General features: G+C 67.9%; 17 protein-coding genes. 6 read left to right on the top strand and 11 right to left on the bottom strand.

Annotated features, from left to right (window positions below; all coding sequences use genetic code 11):
- Window positions 1-50 precede the first annotated feature (50 nt).
- Window positions 51-623: an ATP-binding protein gene (locus AvAM_RS06925; RefSeq protein WP_171012152.1), complete on the top strand. Its 573-nt coding sequence runs from the start codon at window positions 51-53 to the stop codon at window positions 621-623.
- A 15-nt stretch (window positions 624-638) separates the two neighbouring features.
- On the opposite strand, the gene AvAM_RS06920 is transcribed toward AvAM_RS06925, so the two are convergent.
- Window positions 639-1,610 (bottom strand): DMT family transporter, encoded by a 972-nt coding sequence (locus AvAM_RS06920; RefSeq protein ID WP_137746390.1) that lies wholly within the window; start codon window positions 1,608-1,610, stop codon window positions 639-641.
- 93 nt (window positions 1,611-1,703) lie between these two features.
- Here AvAM_RS06920 and AvAM_RS06915 point away from each other — a divergent pair, with 93 nt between their 5' ends.
- Both AvAM_RS06915 and AvAM_RS06910 read left to right on the top strand, forming a co-directional pair.
- Window positions 1,704-2,579, top strand: a complete 876-nt coding sequence (locus AvAM_RS06915; RefSeq protein ID WP_137746389.1) for a LysR family transcriptional regulator — start codon at window positions 1,704-1,706, stop codon at window positions 2,577-2,579.
- Between the two features lie 197 nt (window positions 2,580-2,776).
- Complete coding sequence (locus tag AvAM_RS06910) at window positions 2,777-3,919, top strand: zinc-binding dehydrogenase (protein ID WP_137746388.1); 1,143 nt, start codon at window positions 2,777-2,779, stop codon at window positions 3,917-3,919.
- A 232-nt stretch (window positions 3,920-4,151) separates the two neighbouring features.
- On the opposite strand, the gene AvAM_RS06905 is transcribed toward AvAM_RS06910, so the two are convergent.
- Genes AvAM_RS06905 through AvAM_RS06895 form a run of 3 tightly spaced genes read right to left on the bottom strand, consistent with a single transcriptional unit; the run spans window position 4,152 to window position 5,993 of the window.
- Window positions 4,152-4,814, bottom strand: a complete 663-nt coding sequence (locus AvAM_RS06905; RefSeq protein ID WP_137746387.1) for a DsbA family protein — start codon at window positions 4,812-4,814, stop codon at window positions 4,152-4,154.
- Between the two features lie 3 nt (window positions 4,815-4,817).
- Entirely contained in the window at window positions 4,818-5,090 is a 273-nt protein-coding gene (locus AvAM_RS06900) for a hypothetical protein (protein WP_249367995.1), read from the bottom strand.
- A gap of 36 nt (window positions 5,091-5,126) precedes the next feature.
- On the bottom strand, window positions 5,127-5,993 hold the full coding sequence (locus AvAM_RS06895) for an MBL fold metallo-hydrolase (protein WP_137746386.1): 867 nt from the start codon (window positions 5,991-5,993) through the stop codon (window positions 5,127-5,129).
- A gap of 125 nt (window positions 5,994-6,118) precedes the next feature.
- On the opposite strand from AvAM_RS06895, the gene AvAM_RS06890 reads away from it, so the two are divergent.
- The gene (locus AvAM_RS06890) at window positions 6,119-7,012 is read left to right on the top strand and encodes a LysR family transcriptional regulator (protein ID WP_137746385.1); all 894 of its coding nucleotides are present in this window, start codon (window positions 6,119-6,121) and stop codon (window positions 7,010-7,012) included.
- 270 nt (window positions 7,013-7,282) lie between these two features.
- Here AvAM_RS06890 and AvAM_RS06885 read toward each other — a convergent pair whose 3' ends face one another.
- The 3 genes from AvAM_RS06885 to AvAM_RS06875 are packed head-to-tail and all read right to left on the bottom strand — an operon-like array spanning window position 7,283 to window position 10,074.
- Entirely contained in the window at window positions 7,283-8,275 is a 993-nt protein-coding gene (locus tag AvAM_RS06885) for a tripartite tricarboxylate transporter substrate binding protein (RefSeq protein WP_137746384.1), read from the bottom strand.
- A 45-nt stretch (window positions 8,276-8,320) separates the two neighbouring features.
- Window positions 8,321-8,692, bottom strand: coding sequence for a hypothetical protein (locus AvAM_RS06880; RefSeq protein ID WP_137746383.1), 372 nt, complete (start codon window positions 8,690-8,692; stop codon window positions 8,321-8,323).
- 11 nt (window positions 8,693-8,703) lie between these two features.
- Entirely contained in the window at window positions 8,704-10,074 is a 1,371-nt protein-coding gene (locus tag AvAM_RS06875) for an acyclic terpene utilization AtuA family protein (protein WP_137746382.1), read from the bottom strand.
- Between the two features lie 106 nt (window positions 10,075-10,180).
- On the opposite strand from AvAM_RS06875, the gene AvAM_RS06870 reads away from it, so the two are divergent.
- Complete coding sequence (locus tag AvAM_RS06870; protein WP_137746381.1) at window positions 10,181-11,074, top strand: LysR family transcriptional regulator; 894 nt, start codon at window positions 10,181-10,183, stop codon at window positions 11,072-11,074.
- A gap of 82 nt (window positions 11,075-11,156) precedes the next feature.
- Here the strand turns inward: AvAM_RS06870 and AvAM_RS06865 are convergent, their stop codons facing one another.
- On the bottom strand, window positions 11,157-11,726 hold the full coding sequence (locus AvAM_RS06865; RefSeq protein ID WP_137746380.1) for a 2'-5' RNA ligase family protein: 570 nt from the start codon (window positions 11,724-11,726) through the stop codon (window positions 11,157-11,159).
- 166 nt (window positions 11,727-11,892) lie between these two features.
- Between AvAM_RS06865 and AvAM_RS06860 the strand changes: the two genes are divergently transcribed.
- Window positions 11,893-12,885, top strand: a complete 993-nt coding sequence (locus tag AvAM_RS06860; protein WP_137746379.1) for an NAD(P)-dependent alcohol dehydrogenase — start codon at window positions 11,893-11,895, stop codon at window positions 12,883-12,885.
- Window positions 12,886-12,964: 79 nt separating this feature from the next.
- Here AvAM_RS06860 and AvAM_RS06855 read toward each other — a convergent pair whose 3' ends face one another.
- The 3 genes from AvAM_RS06855 to AvAM_RS06845 form a co-directional block, all read right to left on the bottom strand.
- Window positions 12,965-15,181, bottom strand: a complete 2,217-nt coding sequence (locus AvAM_RS06855; protein WP_137746378.1) for an ATP-binding protein — start codon at window positions 15,179-15,181, stop codon at window positions 12,965-12,967.
- The gene (locus AvAM_RS06850) at window positions 15,166-16,401 is read right to left on the bottom strand and encodes a hypothetical protein (protein WP_137746377.1); all 1,236 of its coding nucleotides are present in this window, start codon (window positions 16,399-16,401) and stop codon (window positions 15,166-15,168) included. The genes AvAM_RS06855 and AvAM_RS06850 overlap by 16 nt, the downstream gene beginning before the upstream one ends.
- 136 nt (window positions 16,402-16,537) lie before the next feature.
- Entirely contained in the window at window positions 16,538-16,999 is a 462-nt protein-coding gene (locus AvAM_RS06845) for a hypothetical protein (protein ID WP_137746376.1), read from the bottom strand.
- Window positions 17,000-17,016 lie beyond the last annotated feature (17 nt).

Raw genomic sequence — 17,016 nt, 5'->3', positions numbered from 1 at the left:
GCTCTCTCTGCTTGCAGGGAGGGCTTTTTGTTTTTCTGGAGCCCTTTCTCATGCACACCACGTCAAACCACACAGCCACCGCAGCCGTTGCGCGCACCGCCCCTCGCATTCATCTGGTCATCGGCCCCGTGGGCGCAGGCAAGTCCACCTTTGCCCGCCAATTGGTACAGCAGCACAGCGCCGTGCCGCTGAACCTGGACGACTGGATGGCCACGCTGTTCTCGCCCGACCGGCCGGACCTGCCTAGCGCCGATGTGATGGCCTGGTACATCGCGCGCACTCAGCGCTGCCTCTCGCAGATCTGGAAAACCGCCGAAGCCGTTTTGCACGCTGGCACCGATGTCGTGCTGGAGATTGGCCTCATCCAGCAGCAGGAGCGGGATGCGTTCTATACCCGCATGGGGCATTGGGCCGAAGCCATGACGGTGTACGTGCTGGACGCCCCGCGTGAGCTACGCCGTGCGCGCGTGAACCAGCGCAATACCGAGAGGGGCGAGACGTTTTCCATGGTGGTGCCACCTCACATTTTTGAGCTGGCCAGCGACCTGTGGCAACCACCGGACCAGGGTGAGTGCGAGGCGCACACGGTGGTGTTCGTGCCGCAGGCACATCAGCCGCTGTGACGGAGTCCGGGCAGATCAACCGGCGCTGGCGGCGGCCTTGCCCGGCCGCCGCAGCGTCCACAGCGCAGCCGCCATCAGCCCCACACCTGCCAGCTGCACGGGGCTGAGCGTGCGGCCATACACGGCCCAGTCCACCAGCACGGCGGTGAGCGGGTACACGAACTGCAGCACTGCAATGCGCCCCAGCCCCAGGCGCGCCATGCCCGCAAACAGCACTACATAGGCCAGCCCGGTGTGCAACACGCCCAGGCCCAGCAGCCAGCCCCAGGCGGCGCCCAGCGGCGGCCAGCCCAGCGCCCATGGAGCCCAGGCCAGCGCAACCGCGCCCACCAGGCACTGCCACAGCGCCATGGCGTAGGGGCTGATGGCCTTTTGTGTGTTGGCGAGCAGCGTGACGCCCGCATAGCAGAGCGAGCCGCCCAGGCACATCAGCACACCGGCCAGGTAGCCTTGGCTGCTGTTGCTTGCGGCGGCAGCGGCTGCGCCGTCGAGCAGCCCGGTGGTCAGCACCAGGCCTGCCAGCGCGGCCAGGGTGGTCAGCCACTGGATGGGCGAGATGGCCGCACGCAGAAACAGCGCGCCGAACACAATGACCCAGATGGGCTGGATGTGAAAGATGACCGTGGCCACGGCGATGGAGGTGCGCGGGATGGCCGCGAAGAACAGCGCCCAGTTCAGCACCATGAGCACGCCCGAGGCGCAGGCCACCCAGCGGGCACGGCCGTTCAGTACCAGCTCACGCCCCCGACCGGTGGCCAGGCACCACGCCAGCAGCGCCATGGCGCCAAAGGCGCAGCGGAACCATACGGTGACCAGCGGGTGCTGGCCCGCCTCTTCCACAAACACACCGATGGTGCCCAGCAGCACGCCACCGGCAACCAGCAGCCACTGGCCGTCGCGCTCGCGGGTGGGGGCGGGCAGCGGTGCGCTGGGAACGGATGCGGACACGGATGCGGATGCTGCGGCGCTGGCTTTGGAGGGGTGCATGCCGCCGATGCTCCCGCTTTCCGTTCATGGTGTAAAACGGATAAATCGAACAGATACCATCCGATTAACGAATCTATAAGCAGGCGCCGCTCCATGAACTACCCGGACTTTCAGATCGACTGGCTGCGCGCCTTTGTGGCGGTGGTGGATGCAGGCTCGCTCTCGGGCGCGGCGCCGCTGGTGCACCGCTCGCAGTCGGCCGTGAGCATGCAGATCAAGAAGCTGGAGACGGCCCTGGGCCGCCCCGTTCTGCTGCGCGGGCCGCGCCACCTGGAGGTAACGCCAGCGGGCGCCGAGCTGCTGTCGTATGCGCGCCGTGTGCTGGACCTGCAGGCCGAGGCGCATGCTGCGCTGTTTGGCCCCCGGCTGGCGGGCCGGGTGCGGCTGGGCGTGCCAGACGACTACGCCAGCGCCTACCTCACGCCGGTGCTGCGCAGCTTTGCGCACCGCTACCAGGGGGTGGAGATTGAGCTGACCTGCGAGCAGTCCACCGCGCTGATCCCGCGCCTGGTGAAGGGCGAACTGGACCTGGCGCTCATTTCGCGCGACAAGCCGCAGCGCGGGCATTTCTTGTTTGACGAGCCGCTGGTGTGGGTGGGCGCCGCGCAGTACGAGGTGTGGCGGCGCGACCCGCTGCCCATTGCGGTGTATGAATCTGCCAGCATGGCGCGGCAGGCCACCTTGTCGGCACTGGCGGCGCGGCGGCGCGCGTACCGCATCGTGTACCACAGCTCCAGCCTGGCGGGCCAGTTGGCGGCTGTCGAAAGCGGGCTGGCCGTGGCCGTGCTCACGCGCTGCAGCGTGCCGCCCCATCTGCAAATTTTGCAGAACCTGCCTGCAGAGTTTGAGCTGCCGCCGCTGGATGCCATGCACGTGGCGGTGCTGCGCAGCAAGGTGTCGCAGCGCTCACCAGCGGTGGATGCGATGTATGAGCAGATGGTGCGCACGCTGGGGCCGACAGCACATTGATGGTGTGTTGATCGTGCATTGACGGTGACCTGCCAACCAGCCCCAGCTGGGACCCCGTGCCATGCCATCACCCACAGCAACCCTGCTGCCGCAAGGCACTTGCGCGACCCTGTTTGCGGCGCAGTCACGTTCTAATGCTCCGCACCAGGCCGCGCCGTTGAATGAAGGGCGCGCTCCCCTCCCACCGAAAGCCATCCATGACCACCACCATCCCCACATCCGCCCTGCAACTGCGCACCCTCGTCACCGCAGATGGCCGCTTGCAGCTCAGCCTGGAGCCCACGCCCGTGCCCACGCCAGGGCCCGACGAAGTGCTGATCCAGGTGCAGGCTGCGCCCATCAACCCGTCGGACATCGGCCTGCTGCTGGGCCCGGCCGATTTGTCTACCGTGCAGGTGTCTGGCACGGCCGAGCGGCCGGTGGCCACGGCCCGCATCCCGGAGCGCGCCATGCCGGGCATGGCCGCACGCCTGGGCCAGAGCATGCCGGTGGGCAACGAAGGCGCGGGCCTGGTGGTGGCCGCTGGTGCATCGCCCGCCGCGCAGGCGCTGCTGGGCCGCACGGTGGCGGTGATTGGCGGCGCCATGTATTCGCAATACCGCGCCATGCCTGCGGCGCAGTGCCTGCCGCTGCCGCCCGGCACCACGGCGGCCGAGGGTGCTTCGTGTTTTGTGAACCCGCTGACGGCGCTGAGCATGGTGGAAGCCATGAAGCGCGAGGGCCACACCGCGCTGGTGCACACCGCTGCGGCCAGCAACCTGGGGCAGATGCTGCTCAAGATTTGCCAGAAGGACGGCATTGGCCTGGTCAACATCGTGCGCAAGCCCGAGCAGGCGGCGCTGCTGCGCGGGCTGGGCGCGCAGCATGTGTGCGACAGCAGCGCGCCCACCTTCATGGCAGAGCTGACCGACGCACTGGCCGCCACGGGCGCCACCATCGCGTTTGATGCCACAGGCGGCGGCACGCTGGCCGGGCAGATCCTGCAGTGCATGGAGGCCGCCATCAACCGCACAGCCAAGGAGTACAGCCGCTACGGTTCGGCCGTGCACAAGCAGGTGTACCTGTACGGCCACCTGGACACGCGCCCGACCGAAGTGCAGCGCACCTTTGGCATGGCCTGGGGCATGGGCGGGTGGCTGCTGTTTCCGTTCCTGCAGAAGATTGGTGACGAAGCCACCCAGGCCCTGCGCCAGCGTGTGGCGGCCGAGCTGAAGACCACGTTCGCCAGCCACTACGCGCGCACCGTGTCGCTGGCAGGGGCGCTGAGCGCCGAAGCCATCGCCTTCTATGGCCCGCGCAATACCGGGGCCAAGGTGCTGATTGATCCGTCGATGGAGTGAGCCAGAGCGGGCGCTTTCACGCGACACCTTGCTCCATCACCCACACTTGTCGGGACTGAGCTTGTCGATGCCCTGTGCGGCGCTTCGACAAGCTCAGCGTGAACGGTATTTTTTGAATTCACCGCCCTTCACCCCTCACCGTTCGGGCTGAGCCTGTCGAAGCCTCGCGCCGCGCTGGGGCCAGCTCAGCGTGAACATTGGGCGGCTTTTGATCGAGCGCAGCTGGTCTCAGTCAGGCCGCAGCCGCAGCGCGCACCAGCGCTACCAGTTGCTCCCGCGGCCCCAGCAGCGCATCGCCGCCCAGCAGCCGCAGCGCCCCACCCTGCCCCGTGACCACCAGCTGCGGCACGCCACGCGCACCCACGGCGCGCAGCGTGGCCTGGGCGGTGGCGGTGCGTTCGGCGGTGGCGCGCCGCAAGGCGGTGTCTGGCGCCAAGGCCAGGGCGGCGGCTTCTGGCAGGCCCAGGGCGCGCAGCACTTCAGCGATCACGGCGGGGTCTGCGTTGTCGCGGCCCTCCACATAGCGGGCGTGCTGCAAAGCGTGCAACGCATCCAGCTCGCGCTCAGGCGCCGTCTGCGCCACAGCAGTGAGGGCCAGCGTGGCGGGGCCGGAGTCAAAACGGCCGCCCTCAGCGCCCAGGATGTGGTCGCGGTAGGCCTGTGTGAAGGGCTGGCCGGTGAGCTGCTGGATGCGCTGGTCGTTGGCCCAGGCGTAGGTGGCAAATTGCGCGTCCATGGGCCGCGCGCCTGCGCCTGCGAACAGGCCGGTGGGCGCGAGGGCCACATCCATCCCCTCCACGCCCTGCAGGTGCTGGAGCGCGGGTGCGGCGGCATAGCACCAGCCGCACAGGGGGTCGAACAGGTAGGTCACGGTGACGGTTTGCGTGGAGGGCATGGATCAAGGTCTTTCTTGGGAGGCTGGGCTTTCGGAAGCGGCCAGTGCGGCTTCCAACGCGGCAATTTCTTCGGCCAGCGTGCCCCGGCTGCGGAAGTGGCGGGCTGCGCGGTCGTACCAGTTTTCGGCGTCTTCCAGGTCGCCCTCTTGCAGGTGCAGGATGCCGTGCAGCCAGGCTGCGAGCATGGAGCCGTCGTGCTGCACCAGATCGTGCGCCGCGTTCCAGCGCCCGGCGTGCAGGTGCTGCAGGACTGGATGGAGCGGGTGCGTGGTCACGATCTGGTTCCTTTCAATAACTTGGTTTGACAACCCTTACCACTTCATCTCGCCCTTGTTGACCTTGGCGCCGATGTCCAGCGACAGGCCCATGGGCGCTGCGGGGTAGGCCTTTTTCATCGCATCGATGAGTTCGGCGCTGGTCTTGGTGGCGGCGGCGTTCTTCTCGAACGCTTGCAGGTAGCCCTTGGTGTAGCTGATGTTGGCAGCATCCAGCGCGCCGCCAGCGGGCATGTGGCCGGGCACGACCAGTGCGGGCTGCAGGGCAGCCATTTCGTCGAGCTGGGCCACCCAGGCGCTGCGCTCGGCCACGGTCTGGGTGTCGGCCGTCCACACATGGGTGTTGGTGCCAAACACGCCGATGGTGCCGACCACGGCCTTGATGGACGGAATCCACGCATACGGGCGGTGCGCCAGCAGGCCGGTGGTGCCACGGATCTCGACCGTCTGGCCGTCCACGCTCAGCGTGTTGCCGCTGATGGCCTTGGGCAGCACGGGCGTGCGCGGTGCGTTGGCGCCCATCTTGGGGCCCCAGAAAGCGATCTTGCCGGCGAGCTTGGCGTTGATCTTCTCCAGCACGGCGGGCGTGGTCACCACGTCGGCCTTGGGGAAGATTTCTTTCAGCGTCTCGACGCCGAAGTAGTAGTCGGGGTCGGCCTGGCTCACGTAAATGGTCTTCAGCTCCTTGCCGGTGTCGAGCACGTTGGCCGCAATGCGCAGCGCGTCTGCACGGGTGAAGCCTGCGTCGATGACCATGGCCTCTTTCTCGCCATAGACCAGCGTGGAGTTGACGTTGAAGCTGTTGCCGTCGGCGTTGTAGACCTTGACCTGCAGAGGCTGGGCGGCCTGGGCACCGGTGAAGGCAACAGCAAGGGTGGCGGCGATGAGGGTGGTGCGGAACATGGTGGTTTTTCCTGGGTTTAGAGAGGTTGTGCAGAGAACGAAATGAAGTTTATTTGCACCAATCGATCTAATAAACACGATAATTCGCGCATATTTGTTTCACCATTCGATCAAATAACCCACCTATGGACCGCCTGACCGCCATGCATGTGTTTGCCGAAGTCGCCACCAGCGGCAGCTTCAGTGCCACGGCCGACAAGCTCGATATGTCGCGTGCCATGGTCACGCGCTATGTGGGCGAGATGGAGCAGTGGCTGCAGGCCCGCCTGCTGCAGCGCACCACCCGCAGCGTGACGCTGACCGACGCGGGCGAACACGCGCTGCGCCGCTGCCAGCAAATGCTGGCGCTATCGCAAGACCTGGAAGAAGAAACCGCCACCACCACCGAAGGCGCATTGCGCGGCCAGCTGCGGCTGACCTGCAGCGTGTCGTTTGCGTTTGCGCAGATGGGTGCGGCGATTGCGGACTTTCTGGCGCAGCACCCGCAGCTCAAGATTGACCTGGACGCGAGCGAAGGATCATTGAACCTGGTCGAAAAGCGCATCGACCTGGCCATCCGCATCAGCGCCGAGCCCGACCCGCTGCTCATCGGCCGGCCGCTGGCGCGGTGTGATTCGGTGCTGGTGGCATCACCCGCCTACTTGGCCGCCCACGGCATGCCGAAGTTGCCTGCCGACCTGGCACAACACCGCTGCCTGAGCTATGCCAACTTTGGCAAAAGCGTGTGGCAGCTAACGCGCGGCGACGTGGTGGAACGCGTGGGCGTGAGCGGCCATTTCAGCGCCAACGAGGCCACCACGCTGATGCGCGCGGCGCTGGCGGGCGGCGGCATTGCGATGCAGCCGACGTATCTGGTCAACCCCTACCTGCACAGCGGCGAGCTGCAGACAGTGCTGCCACAGTGGGACTTGCCGGTGATGACGATCTATGCGCTGTACCCCTCGCGCAGGCACTTGTCGCCTGCGGTGCGGGCGTTGCTGGATTTTTTGGTGGAGCGGTTTGCGGGGGTGCCGTGGTGAGGGATGGTCGCCTCGGCTGAATTACTACAAATTTAATAGCATTCAGCGCTTACCTATCAGGCGGTAGAGGCCCATTTAGCTTGATTCTCAGAATCCTTTGAAAGCGCGCGGACACTGCCTCTCCCCTCGCGGGAGAGGGTTGGGGAGAGGGGGAGCATGGGGCGCTGCGCCCAGAGCAGGAGCCCCCTCTCCCCCGCCCTCTCCCACGAGGGGAGAGGGAGTGAAGACCGGGGTGGCGCGTGTTCCCACCGCCGCTAACGGGCCTGTGGCTTACTCTGCCTCAATCCCCGCCGCCTTGATCACCTTGCCCCACTTCTGGGTTTCCGCAGCCTGGAACTTGGCGAGTTCATCAGGTGTGGTCGTCCAGGCTTCGGAGCCCGCATTGTCAAAAAAGCTCTTCGCCGCAGCGCTCTTGGTGGCGGCGGTCAGCAGCTCGTTGAGGCGCGCCACCACAGGCGCGGGCGTGCCCGCTGGCACGTAGGCCGCAAACCAGTAGCCCATGTCGTAGCCCTTTACACCGGCTTCGTCGATGGTGGGCACATCAGGCAGCTGGGTGCTGCGCTTTTGCGTGGAGTACCCCAGCGCACTCAGCTTGCCCGCCTTGACCTGCGGCACGCCGGTGGAGGTGTCGGTGATCATCAAATCGATCTGCCCGCCCAGCAGGTCGGTGATGGCCAGCGGGTTGCTCTTGTAGGGCACATGCAGGATGTCCACACCCGCCAGTTGCTTGAGCATCTCGCCCGCCATGCGGCTCGATGAGCTGCCGCTGCCAAAGCTGAGCTTGCCAGGGTTCTTCTTGGCAAAGGCCAGCAGCTCGCCCACGTTTTTGTACGGCGCGCTGGCGTTGACCACCAGCACCTGCCCGCCCTTGCCCAGGCCGGTGACGGGCGCAAAGTCCTTCACGGGGTCGTACGAGAGTTTTTTGTACAAGTGCTCGTTGGCGGCGTGTGTGGTGTTGGTGGTGATGAGCACGCTGTAGCCATCGGCCGCCGACTTGGCCACGGCCGACGCGGCGATCATGCCGCTGGCACCCGCCTTGTTGTCGATGACCACGGGCTGCTTGGTGTCGTTGGTGATGGACTGGCCCAGCGCGCGTGCCAGCTGGTCGGTGGCGCTGCCTGCGGCAAAGGGCACGACGAAGGTGATGGCCTTGGCGGGGTAGCCACCGGCCGCCTGGGCCAGAGCTGTTGGGGCGTGCAATGCGCCGAGCGCCAGAGCGACGGCGGTGGCGAGCAGAGCGCGGCGGGGGGATGAAGGGGTCATGTTGTCTCCTGGTGTTGGTATGGATAGAAAAGCGAAACGGGAGGTCTAGGCCGTGGGACCGCCAAAGTGCGCAGCCAGGTGGACGGGCACAGTGACGGGCATATCGAGCAGCAGATAGCTCAGCGCCTTTCCGTGGCTGTCGAGGTTGAGCGAGTCGTTCACGCCACCGTCGAGCACGTCGTCCAGCACGATGTTCATGGCCTGGAGTTGCGGCAGCAGGTAGCGCGTGACCTGGCGCGGGCGGCGCTGCGCAAACTGCTGCGCCACGGCGGCCTCGGTGACCTGATCGACCAGCACATCCCACAGCACGGGGTGCCAGGCGATGACGCTGATGTTGGAGCGGTTGCCTTTGTCGCCCGTGCGGCTGTGGGCCAGGCGGTACAAGGGAACAGTGACGGTAAGGTTTGTAGTGGTCATGGCTTGAGTCCTCAATCCACCATCTCGAAGTAAACGGACACGGCCTCGCGCGGCACCAGGCACGAGACGGTACCCAGGCGCGGCCGCATCGCCGTGCGCACGCCACCACCGCCTGCGGGGCCGCAGGTGTAGAGCGCGGTCACCTCGCGCACCAGGCGCTGGGCGCTGGCGTGGTCGCGGTGCTGCAGGGCCACGCGCAGGCGCACGTCACGGGGGTCATTGCGAGCATCACCTGCTGCGGGGTCGTCCAGCCAGCGGCTGGTGTCGTCGCCAAAGATGCTGGTCACACCAATCAGGTCGATGCGCAGCGGGCCCAGGCCCTGCAGGCGCTCGCGCAGCACCTCGCCCGCCAGGCGGGCGCGGGCTTCGGCGCGCGGGCCGGCGTAGGAGATTTCGCCCTCGGCAAACCAGCCGGATTCAAAACACACGTTGACCTTGAGCGTGGCGGGCCGCGCGTGGCCCTGCACGCCTTCCAGCCGCACTGCGTCGGGGCCCACGGTGGTCACGCGGGCAGTGGTGATGTCGGCCACCACGTCGGGCGTGAGGTAAGCGGCCGGGTCGTGCAGCTCGTACAGCAGTTGCTCCTTCACCGTGCGTTCGGTGATGCAGCCGCCCGTGCCAGGGGGCTTGGTGATGGTGCAGTGGCCGTCGGCGTCAATCTCAGCAATCGGGTAGCCCAGCTGGGCGAGGCCCGCCACATCTTTGTAGCCGGGGTCGGCAAAGTAGCCGCCCGACACCTGCGCGCCGCATTCCAGCAAGTGCCCGGCCATGGTGGCGCGGGCCAGCCGGTCCCAGTCGTCCAGCGCCCAGCCGTAGTGCGCCAGCGCAGGACCTAGCACCAGCGAAGGGTCGGCCACGCGGCCGCACACCACGATGTCGGCGCCTGCGCTCAGCGCATCGGCAATGGCCTGCGCGCCGATGTAGGCATTGGCGCTGACGATGGGCTCGGTGGGCATCGCGCTGCCCAGTGCACCCTGCAGCAGCGCGCGGTGTTCGGCGCCGCTCAGGTCGTCGCCCTGCAGCACGGCAATGCGCGGGCGGGCCAGGCCCAGTTCGGCCGCCAGGGCGTGGATGCGGCGCGCGGCGCCGTGGGGGTTGGCCGCGCCAAAGTTGCTGACGATGCGCACGCCGTGGGCCAGGCACTGCGCCAGCACGGGGCGCAGCAGGTCCACCAGCAGCGGCTCATACCCAGCGTCGGGGTCGGTGCGGCGCGCCAGCTGGGCCAGGGCCAGCGTGCGCTCGGCCAGCGTCTCGAAGATGAGCACCGCAGGCTGGCCGCTGGCGATGAGCGCCTGCACCACGGGCAGGGCCGCGTCGGTGCGGTCGCCCGAAAAGCCGGCGGCGCAGCCCACCAGCAGCTTGGTTTTTTGGTCGTTCGGCATGAATCCGTTGTCTCCTGAGCGTGACTGTAGGAACATGGCTGTATTCTGTGAAATCGATTGCTACGATGAATCCATCTGAAAATCAGATGAATCACACCAGCACCGCATGAGCACCCCTCACCTCTCCAGCCGCCAGCTTGATGCCTTTCTCGCGCTGGCCGAGCAGCGCAGCTTCACGCGCGCCGCCACCTTGTGCCACCTGTCGCAGCCCGCGTTCAGCGCCCTGATCCGCGCGCTGGAGGACGACCTGGGCCTCCGCCTGTTTGACCGCAGCACGCGGCATGTGGACCTCACACCCGAGGGGCAGAATTTTCTGGAGTCGGCCCGCCGCATCCGCACCGAAATCACCAGCGCCCTGGCTGCCATGCGCAGTGCCGCCACGCTGCAGCGCGGGCGTGTGGCCGTGGCGCTGCTGCCGTCGCTCGCGGCAGGCTGGCTGCCGGGCGTGCTGGCGCAGTACAGCGCGGCCCACCCGGGCATCGAGATCGACATTGCCGATGTGCTGTCCGAGCCCTGTATCGACCGTGTGGCCAGCGGCCATGCCGACTTTGCGCTGGCGGCCATTCGCGCCGACACGCCCGCGCTGCAGGCCGAGCCGTTTTGCAGCGACGACTTCTACCTGGTGTGTCCGGCCGACCACCCGCTGGCGCGCCGCCGCAAGGCCATCACCGCGCAGGACCTGGCGGCCTGGCCCTTCATCCACCTGGCGCGCACCAGCAGCGTGCGCCAGTACCTGGAGGCCGCGCTGCACCCGCAGGCCATGCACACGCTGATGGAGGTGGAGCAGCTCGCCACCGTGATGGGCATGGTGCGCGCGGGCCTGGGCATCAGCGTGGTGCCTGCGCTCACGCTGTTCCACTTTGACCAGCCGGGGCTGGTCACACGGCCGCTGTCGCTGCCGGGGCTGACGCGGCAGATCTATCTGGTGCGGCGGCGGGACGAGAGCCTGTCGGTGGCGGCGCAGGCGCTGTATGCGCTGGTGATGGCGCAGCGGCCCTGAAGGGCCTAGCGGCAAAGCTACATATTTGATAGCTTAAAGCGCTTGATGGACGCGCGGCAAAGGCCGCTTTTGCTTCAGAAAACTAGCCCATCAGATCGAACTGGCCCCGGTGTTCAAACCGCCCGTCCACCACCTGCCCCACCCACAGCGCAGCCACCTGGCCGGGCACCGACACGCCCGCCTGGTTGCGCTCGGCGCACCATGCGCGCGCCATGGGCGCTGACTCGAAGGTGCCCACGGTGATGTGTGGCGTGTAGGGCAGATCCAGCCGCAGCGCATCGGCCAGCGCGCCGGTGTAGAGCGCGTCGTGCAGCAGAGACAACGCGGCATAGCCTTCGTCGGGCACCAGGTAGGCATGGGCGCGCGGGCTGTGGGCATCAGCCCCCAGCATGGCGTAGCGGCAGTGAAATGTGATGGGCGCCGTGCGCGCCGCCACCGCCGCCACATGGGCAAGGTAGGTGGCTTCGTCCACCGCGTTGCTGGCAAACACCAGCGTGAAATGCGGGCGCACCAGCGCGTGGCCGGTGGGGTCGTTGGCGGCGCGCCAGGTGTCGATGGCCAACATGTCCTGGGGCGCACAAGAGGGGTAGGCAACGGTGTAGAGCGTGGGGTGCACGGTGGGGCCTTTGGAGCAATCGATCAGTCCATCCATTCAACAACCCCACAAGGGTAGCGCGCAAGCAGGGCATGGCCACCACCGGCCGCCCCACCCAAGGTCGGGTTGTGCGCGCCCTGCCCGGCCGCCTAAGCTGCCCGCTGGCACCACCAGGCCGCGCCCTGCAAGCCGCTCCCTCTTCGTGCGCCCCACCCTGCCGCCCATGCACACACTCACTCCGCCCACCTCCACCACCATGTTCGCCTGGGTCTGTACCCAGTATGGCGGCACCGATGTGCTGCGGCTGCGCACCCTGCCCCGCCCGGTGCCAGGCCCGCGCGATGTGCTGGTGCGGGTGCTGGCGGCCAGTGTGTCGTCGGCCGACGTGCGCGTGCGCACGCAGAAACTGCCGCGCGGCTTTGGCCTGCTGGGGCGGCTGGCGTTTGGCATCACGCGGCCACGCCAGCCGGTGCTGGGCACCGATGTGGCGGGCGTGGTGGAGGCCGTGGGCCGCGACGTGACCGGCTTTGCGCCCGGCGACGCCGTGGTGGGCGCAACTGGCGTAACCATGGGCGGCCATGCCGAATACTGTGTGCTGCCCAGTCACAAGCCCCTGGTGCACAAGCCCGAGCGCTTTTCGTTTGTGGACGCGGCCTGCCTGCCATTTGGCGGCCTGGCGGCACTGCACTTTTTGAACAAGGCGAACCTGCGCGCGGGCGAGTCGGTGCTGGTGATTGGCGCGGCGGGCGCCGTGGGCAGCGCGATGGTGCAGCTGGCCCGGCACCGGGGCGCGCACGTGACGGCGGTGTGCAGCGGCGGCAACGCCGCGCTGGCCCGAACGCTGGGCGCGCAAGCGGTGATCGACTACACCGAGCAGGACTTCACCCAGGCCCCGCAGCAGTGGGACGTGGTGGCCGACACCGTCGGCGCCAGCAGCTTTGCCGCCTGCCTGCCGCGCCTGAAGGAGCATGGCCGCTACCTGGCCGTGGCAGGCAGCCTGGCCCAGGTGCTGGCCCGCCCGCGCGGCACACGCCGCAGCATCGGCGGCCCGGCCACAGAGCGGCCCGAAGACCTGCACACCTTGATGGACTTGGCCCAGGCGGGCGCACTGCGGCCGGTGCTGGACTGCGCTTATCCGTTTACCGACCTGCCCGCCGCACACGCGTATGTGGAGACCGGGCGCAAGCGCGGGGCCGTGGTGGTGGCGCTGCCGTGAGCCTCAAGGCGCGCAGCGGATTACTATCAAATTAATAGCTAAAAGCGCTTATCCATAGCGCGGAAACGGCCTTTTTTGCTCATACTTTGGCGTCACTGCGCGCCAGCACGGCCAGCTCCTGGTGCAGCAGCAGTTCCACCTCGGTCGGCTCGAACTGGTCCTGTAGCAGCGGGATAGCAAAGCGGTATTCGCCCGCCTCGTGCTTGCGCAGCACATAGGCCAGTTGCAGGCGCGCCAGCGACTGGCGCAGCGCCTGCGCGTCGCCCGCGATGCCGTGGCTTTGCAGCAGCTGGGCCAGCGTGACCAGGCTGGACTGCCCCGCCTGGGCCGTGTGGTAGACCACGATGCGGTCGAGGCGGCAGGCGGCGTCGTCGTGGCTCAGACGGCCCCAGCCCGCCAACGCGTCTTGCACGGCCTGCGAGGCCAGGGCCTGGTCGAGATGGCGCTTTTCGATCACGCGCTCGCCGGGCGCCAGCGCCTCCAGGCATTCCTGGCACAGGATGGCGACCAGGTTGGCGCGCTGGCCGCTGGCGTCCACCAGGCGGTCCACCAGGCGCTCGTTGTCAAAGCCCAGGCGCAATTTGCGCAGCGGCTCGGTGGCCAGCTCGCGGCAGGCATCGCGCTCCAAGCCGCCGATGGTCAACACCTCGCCAAAGTTGCGCAGCGGGCTTTGGTAGTCGAGCACGGCCGTGGCATACAGGTCCCAGAAGCCCGCGAGCATGAACCAGCAGCGTCCCTCTTCGCTGAGTGCGCGCAGGGTAGAGAGCTGCACGTAGCCGTTGGCCGATTCGTCACGGAAGAACAGGTCGGCCTCGTCGATGAGCAGCACCAGGCGTTTGCCCTGGTACTGCGCCTGCAGGTGGTCCACGATGGCTTCGAGCGGTGTGTCGGCCGCCAGGCCAAACTGCAGCGCCATGCGCGGTGCCAGCCGGTGGTCGCGCAGCGAGACGTAGTGGCACACGGTGTGCGGGTGGCCCGCCATACGGCGCTGCACGGCCTTGAGCAGGCTGCTTTTGCCCAACTGGCGCCCGCCCACCACCAGGTAGTTGGCGGGCTCGCGGTTGATGACACGGGCCAGCAACTGGGCGCGGCCGAAGAAGGCGCCTTCGCGCGTGACGCCGCCGCGCGTCTGGTAGGGCGATATGCGCGTGATGCGCAGTTGCGCGGCCAGCAGGCGCAGCAACACTTGCAGGGCGTCGCCGCCGATCAGCCATTCGGTCTGGCTGGCGCTGTCGGCCATCACATGCAGGTTGGCGCGGTCTTGGGTGTGGGCGTTCAGCAGCGGCCAGGGTGTGTCCACGCTGTGCTCGCTCAGGATCAGCAGCACGTCGCTGCCGGTCTGCACGGCGCGCAGTTGGCGCAGCACGGTGGCTTCGTCGATGCCGGGCGTGGGCACAAAGACGAGGCAGCGGTCCAGCGACACGGGCAGGTCGGGCGGGAACGACCATTCAAACACCGCACCGGGCAGTGCCCAATCGGTGCTGGGCTGGCAGCGGGCGGACACACGTTCGGCCAGCGCACGCGCCAGGGCTGCGGCGCGTTCACTGCCCGTGGCCTGAGCGCAGGCCACGGCGCGGCGCCAGTCCACCATGCGGATGTCGGCAGCCAGCAGTGTGGGCTCCAGCCGCCGCAGCCAGCGCAGCAGCCGGTCGATGTGCGGCAGTCGCGCCAACGGCGTGCGGCGCAGGCGCGCAGGGCGCAGCTGGCCCGCACCGATGAGTGGGTGACGCACCACCCACAGCACGGCACCCACGCCAAAGATCACGGCGCACCAGGCAATCAGCGAGCGCACCCAGCCGAAGGGGTCCGCGTCCGGCGCAGGCTTGGCGGGCTCAAAGTCGTTGGCAGCGCCTTCAAGGCAGTTGATGGGCAGGTAGCCGACAGGAATGGGCGGCGTGCCCGGCCTGCAGGTCCAGTCGTGGCCGCCACGCTGCAGCTCCACCACCACCTGCGCGCCCGCCAGCTTGCCCAATTCAGGGTTGTGGGCAATGTCGGCCTGCAGCACGTTGGGGCGCGGGGACGTGACGCGCAACTGCGGGTTGGCAATGGGGGGCGCGTATTTCTGAATGTCGGTGGGCCAGGCACCCAGCTCGTTGCGCGCGTTGACCATGGCCACACGCCACTGCACCAGCTCGCCCCACACGGGCCCCGCGTTCATCGACGCCAGAAAGCTGCCGCGCGTGGCCGGGTTGTGCTGGGGCAGAAACAAGGCGCTGGCCACAAACAGCGTGACCAGCGCAATGACCACGGCGCGCACCACGGGCCGGGACAGCCAGGGCATCAGTCGGCCGAGCATGAATCCAGCACCATCCAGCCCGCCTCGCGCACCGTGGGGCTGCGCCAGTGCAGCCGCGCCGCATCGCCCGTGCCACGCGCCAGGATAAGGTTGCCCCAGAACAGGCTGCGCAGGTCGTCGTCCTGCAGGTAGGGCCGCGCGCGGCCGAGGTCGTCGGCGCTCAGCAACTGCTGCAGGCGCGCCCGGCTCGCAGGCGCCTGCGCCAGCGGCAGAAACGTTTGCCACAGGCGCGGGCTGCTGGCCAGGTGGGTGCGCAGTGCGCTGGACGATGCGGCCTCTTCGCTCACGCCCTCGTCCGTCGCCGGGTGGTCCACCAGCCACTGCAGGCCTTCTTCAAACAGCGCGGGGTGGCCGCCGCTGAGCGCCTGCAGCGCGGCCACCACGGGGGGGCTCCAGCGGTGCTCGGGCCAGCGGTGGTGGGCCAGTTGCAGGAGGTCGTCCTGCGTCGGGTCGGGCCAGTGGTGGACCTGTGCGATGTTGAGCAGCGACAGGTCGCCGCTGCGGTACTTGAGGTCGGCCAGCGCCTCGCCGCCACACAGCAGCAGGTGCAGGCGGCCGCTGTGCATCTCGCTCAGGCTGCGCAGGATGCCCGCCAGGGTTTCGCGCAGCGCGGGCGTGCCCTGCTCAAAGCGGCTGACCAGGCAGAAGATGCGCTCGCCCGCCAGCAAGCGGCGCTCCAGAGCGGACTCGAATTCGTAGTCCGACACCACATCGCCCAGCCCGCACTGGCGGCCGATGGCGGCGAAGTATTCGGCGGGCACGGTGCTCACGCTGTAGGGAGGCTGGATGTGCAGGACCGAACCCTCGCCATACTGCGCGCGGGCGCGCTGCAGCAGCTCGTGCCGGAACGGCGGCTGGCCCCAATGCGCAGGCGACAGCAGCAGCGAGATGGGGTACGGCACCGCCTGCGCCAGCTGCGCAAACACCTTGTCCTGGAACGCGGCAAACGGCTGCGCGCCGGTAGATTCGGCCTGCAGCGGAAACTCGGGCGCGAACCCTGCGGCGCTGAGCAGCCGATTGGCCTCGCTCTCGGTCAGGCGCAGGTAGCGGGTGCAGGCCACCAGCTTGTCGCGCGAGCGCGGGTTGGGCACCGAGATGCCGTTGCGCCAGTTGTTGACGGCCTCACGGCTCAGGCCGATCTCGGTGGCCACACCCGAGGCGCTGGCGCGGATGCGGCGCATGTAGATCGACAGGAGATCGGCAAAAGAATCGGCAGACATGGGTGGTGCGGCGGTGGCGAGGATGGACGCGCTAGAACTAAAAGGTGGCCCGGGCAGCAGAAAAGCGGCGGTTGGCTGGCGGGCATTGTCATCGGTGCCCAGCCACCCGCCGCAAGGTATCGGCGTTGCCGATGCGCTAGAGCAGCGGCTGCACCATGGGCCAAGCCTTGGCGCAGGCCAAGCCACAGGCCGTGAGCACCGGGCTGTACAGCACGATGGCGCCGACCACCGACATCAGCCAGCCGGGCTCTTCGTAGTCTTCGGCCTCGGCTTTTGCGCCCTCCTTCAAGGGCTCTTTGCTGCGCCCCTCTTCTTTGCCCTCACCCGAATCGCCGGTCATCTCCTGCACCAGCATCACGGCCACGATCAGCAGCGAAATGGCCAGCAGCGTCAGGTAGCCGTATTGCAGCGCGGGCTGCGTGAGCGGATAGAAATAGCCCGCCAGCAGCGCGGCCGGGGCCAGAAAGAACACGTGCATCATGAGCCGATACCAGGGGAAGCCCTCCACCGGCCGCTCCAGCGCCCCCATGACCATGCGGTAGGTCAGTGCCCCCAGCACAAAAATCACCCCGCCCCACCATTCGATTTGCGTCAGCATGTTGTTGTTCTCCTGAG

Source organism: Acidovorax sp. NB1, assembly GCF_005405905.1.
GTDB lineage: Bacteria > Pseudomonadota > Gammaproteobacteria > Burkholderiales > Burkholderiaceae_C > Acidovorax.
Note: the sequence above shows the minus strand (reverse complement) of the source record. Positions and strands in the feature narration are given on the sequence as shown.

Bases quoted from the DNA above. Each gene is read 5' to 3' on its own strand.
- AvAM_RS06925 (WP_171012152.1), top strand. From the start codon at position 51: ATGCACACCACGTCAAACCACACAGCCACCGCAGCCGTTGCGCGCACC.
- AvAM_RS06920 (WP_137746390.1), bottom strand. From the start codon at position 1,610: ATGCACCCCTCCAAAGCCAGCGCCGCAGCATCCGCATCCGTGTCCGCA.
- AvAM_RS06915 (WP_137746389.1), top strand. From the start codon at position 1,704: ATGAACTACCCGGACTTTCAGATCGACTGGCTGCGCGCCTTTGTGGCG.
- AvAM_RS06910 (WP_137746388.1), top strand. From the start codon at position 2,777: ATGACCACCACCATCCCCACATCCGCCCTGCAACTGCGCACCCTCGTC.
- AvAM_RS06905 (WP_137746387.1), bottom strand. From the start codon at position 4,814: ATGCCCTCCACGCAAACCGTCACCGTGACCTACCTGTTCGACCCCCTG.
- AvAM_RS06895 (WP_137746386.1), bottom strand. From the start codon at position 5,993: ATGTTCCGCACCACCCTCATCGCCGCCACCCTTGCTGTTGCCTTCACC.
- AvAM_RS06890 (WP_137746385.1), top strand. From the start codon at position 6,119: ATGGACCGCCTGACCGCCATGCATGTGTTTGCCGAAGTCGCCACCAGC.
- AvAM_RS06885 (WP_137746384.1), bottom strand. From the start codon at position 8,275: ATGACCCCTTCATCCCCCCGCCGCGCTCTGCTCGCCACCGCCGTCGCT.
- AvAM_RS06880 (WP_137746383.1), bottom strand. From the start codon at position 8,692: ATGACCACTACAAACCTTACCGTCACTGTTCCCTTGTACCGCCTGGCC.
- AvAM_RS06875 (WP_137746382.1), bottom strand. From the start codon at position 10,074: ATGCCGAACGACCAAAAAACCAAGCTGCTGGTGGGCTGCGCCGCCGGC.
- AvAM_RS06870 (WP_137746381.1), top strand. From the start codon at position 10,181: ATGAGCACCCCTCACCTCTCCAGCCGCCAGCTTGATGCCTTTCTCGCG.
- AvAM_RS06865 (WP_137746380.1), bottom strand. From the start codon at position 11,726: ATGGATGGACTGATCGATTGCTCCAAAGGCCCCACCGTGCACCCCACG.
- AvAM_RS06860 (WP_137746379.1), top strand. From the start codon at position 11,893: ATGCACACACTCACTCCGCCCACCTCCACCACCATGTTCGCCTGGGTC.
- AvAM_RS06855 (WP_137746378.1), bottom strand. From the start codon at position 15,181: ATGCTCGGCCGACTGATGCCCTGGCTGTCCCGGCCCGTGGTGCGCGCC.
- AvAM_RS06850 (WP_137746377.1), bottom strand. From the start codon at position 16,401: ATGTCTGCCGATTCTTTTGCCGATCTCCTGTCGATCTACATGCGCCGC.
- AvAM_RS06845 (WP_137746376.1), bottom strand. From the start codon at position 16,999: ATGCTGACGCAAATCGAATGGTGGGGCGGGGTGATTTTTGTGCTGGGG.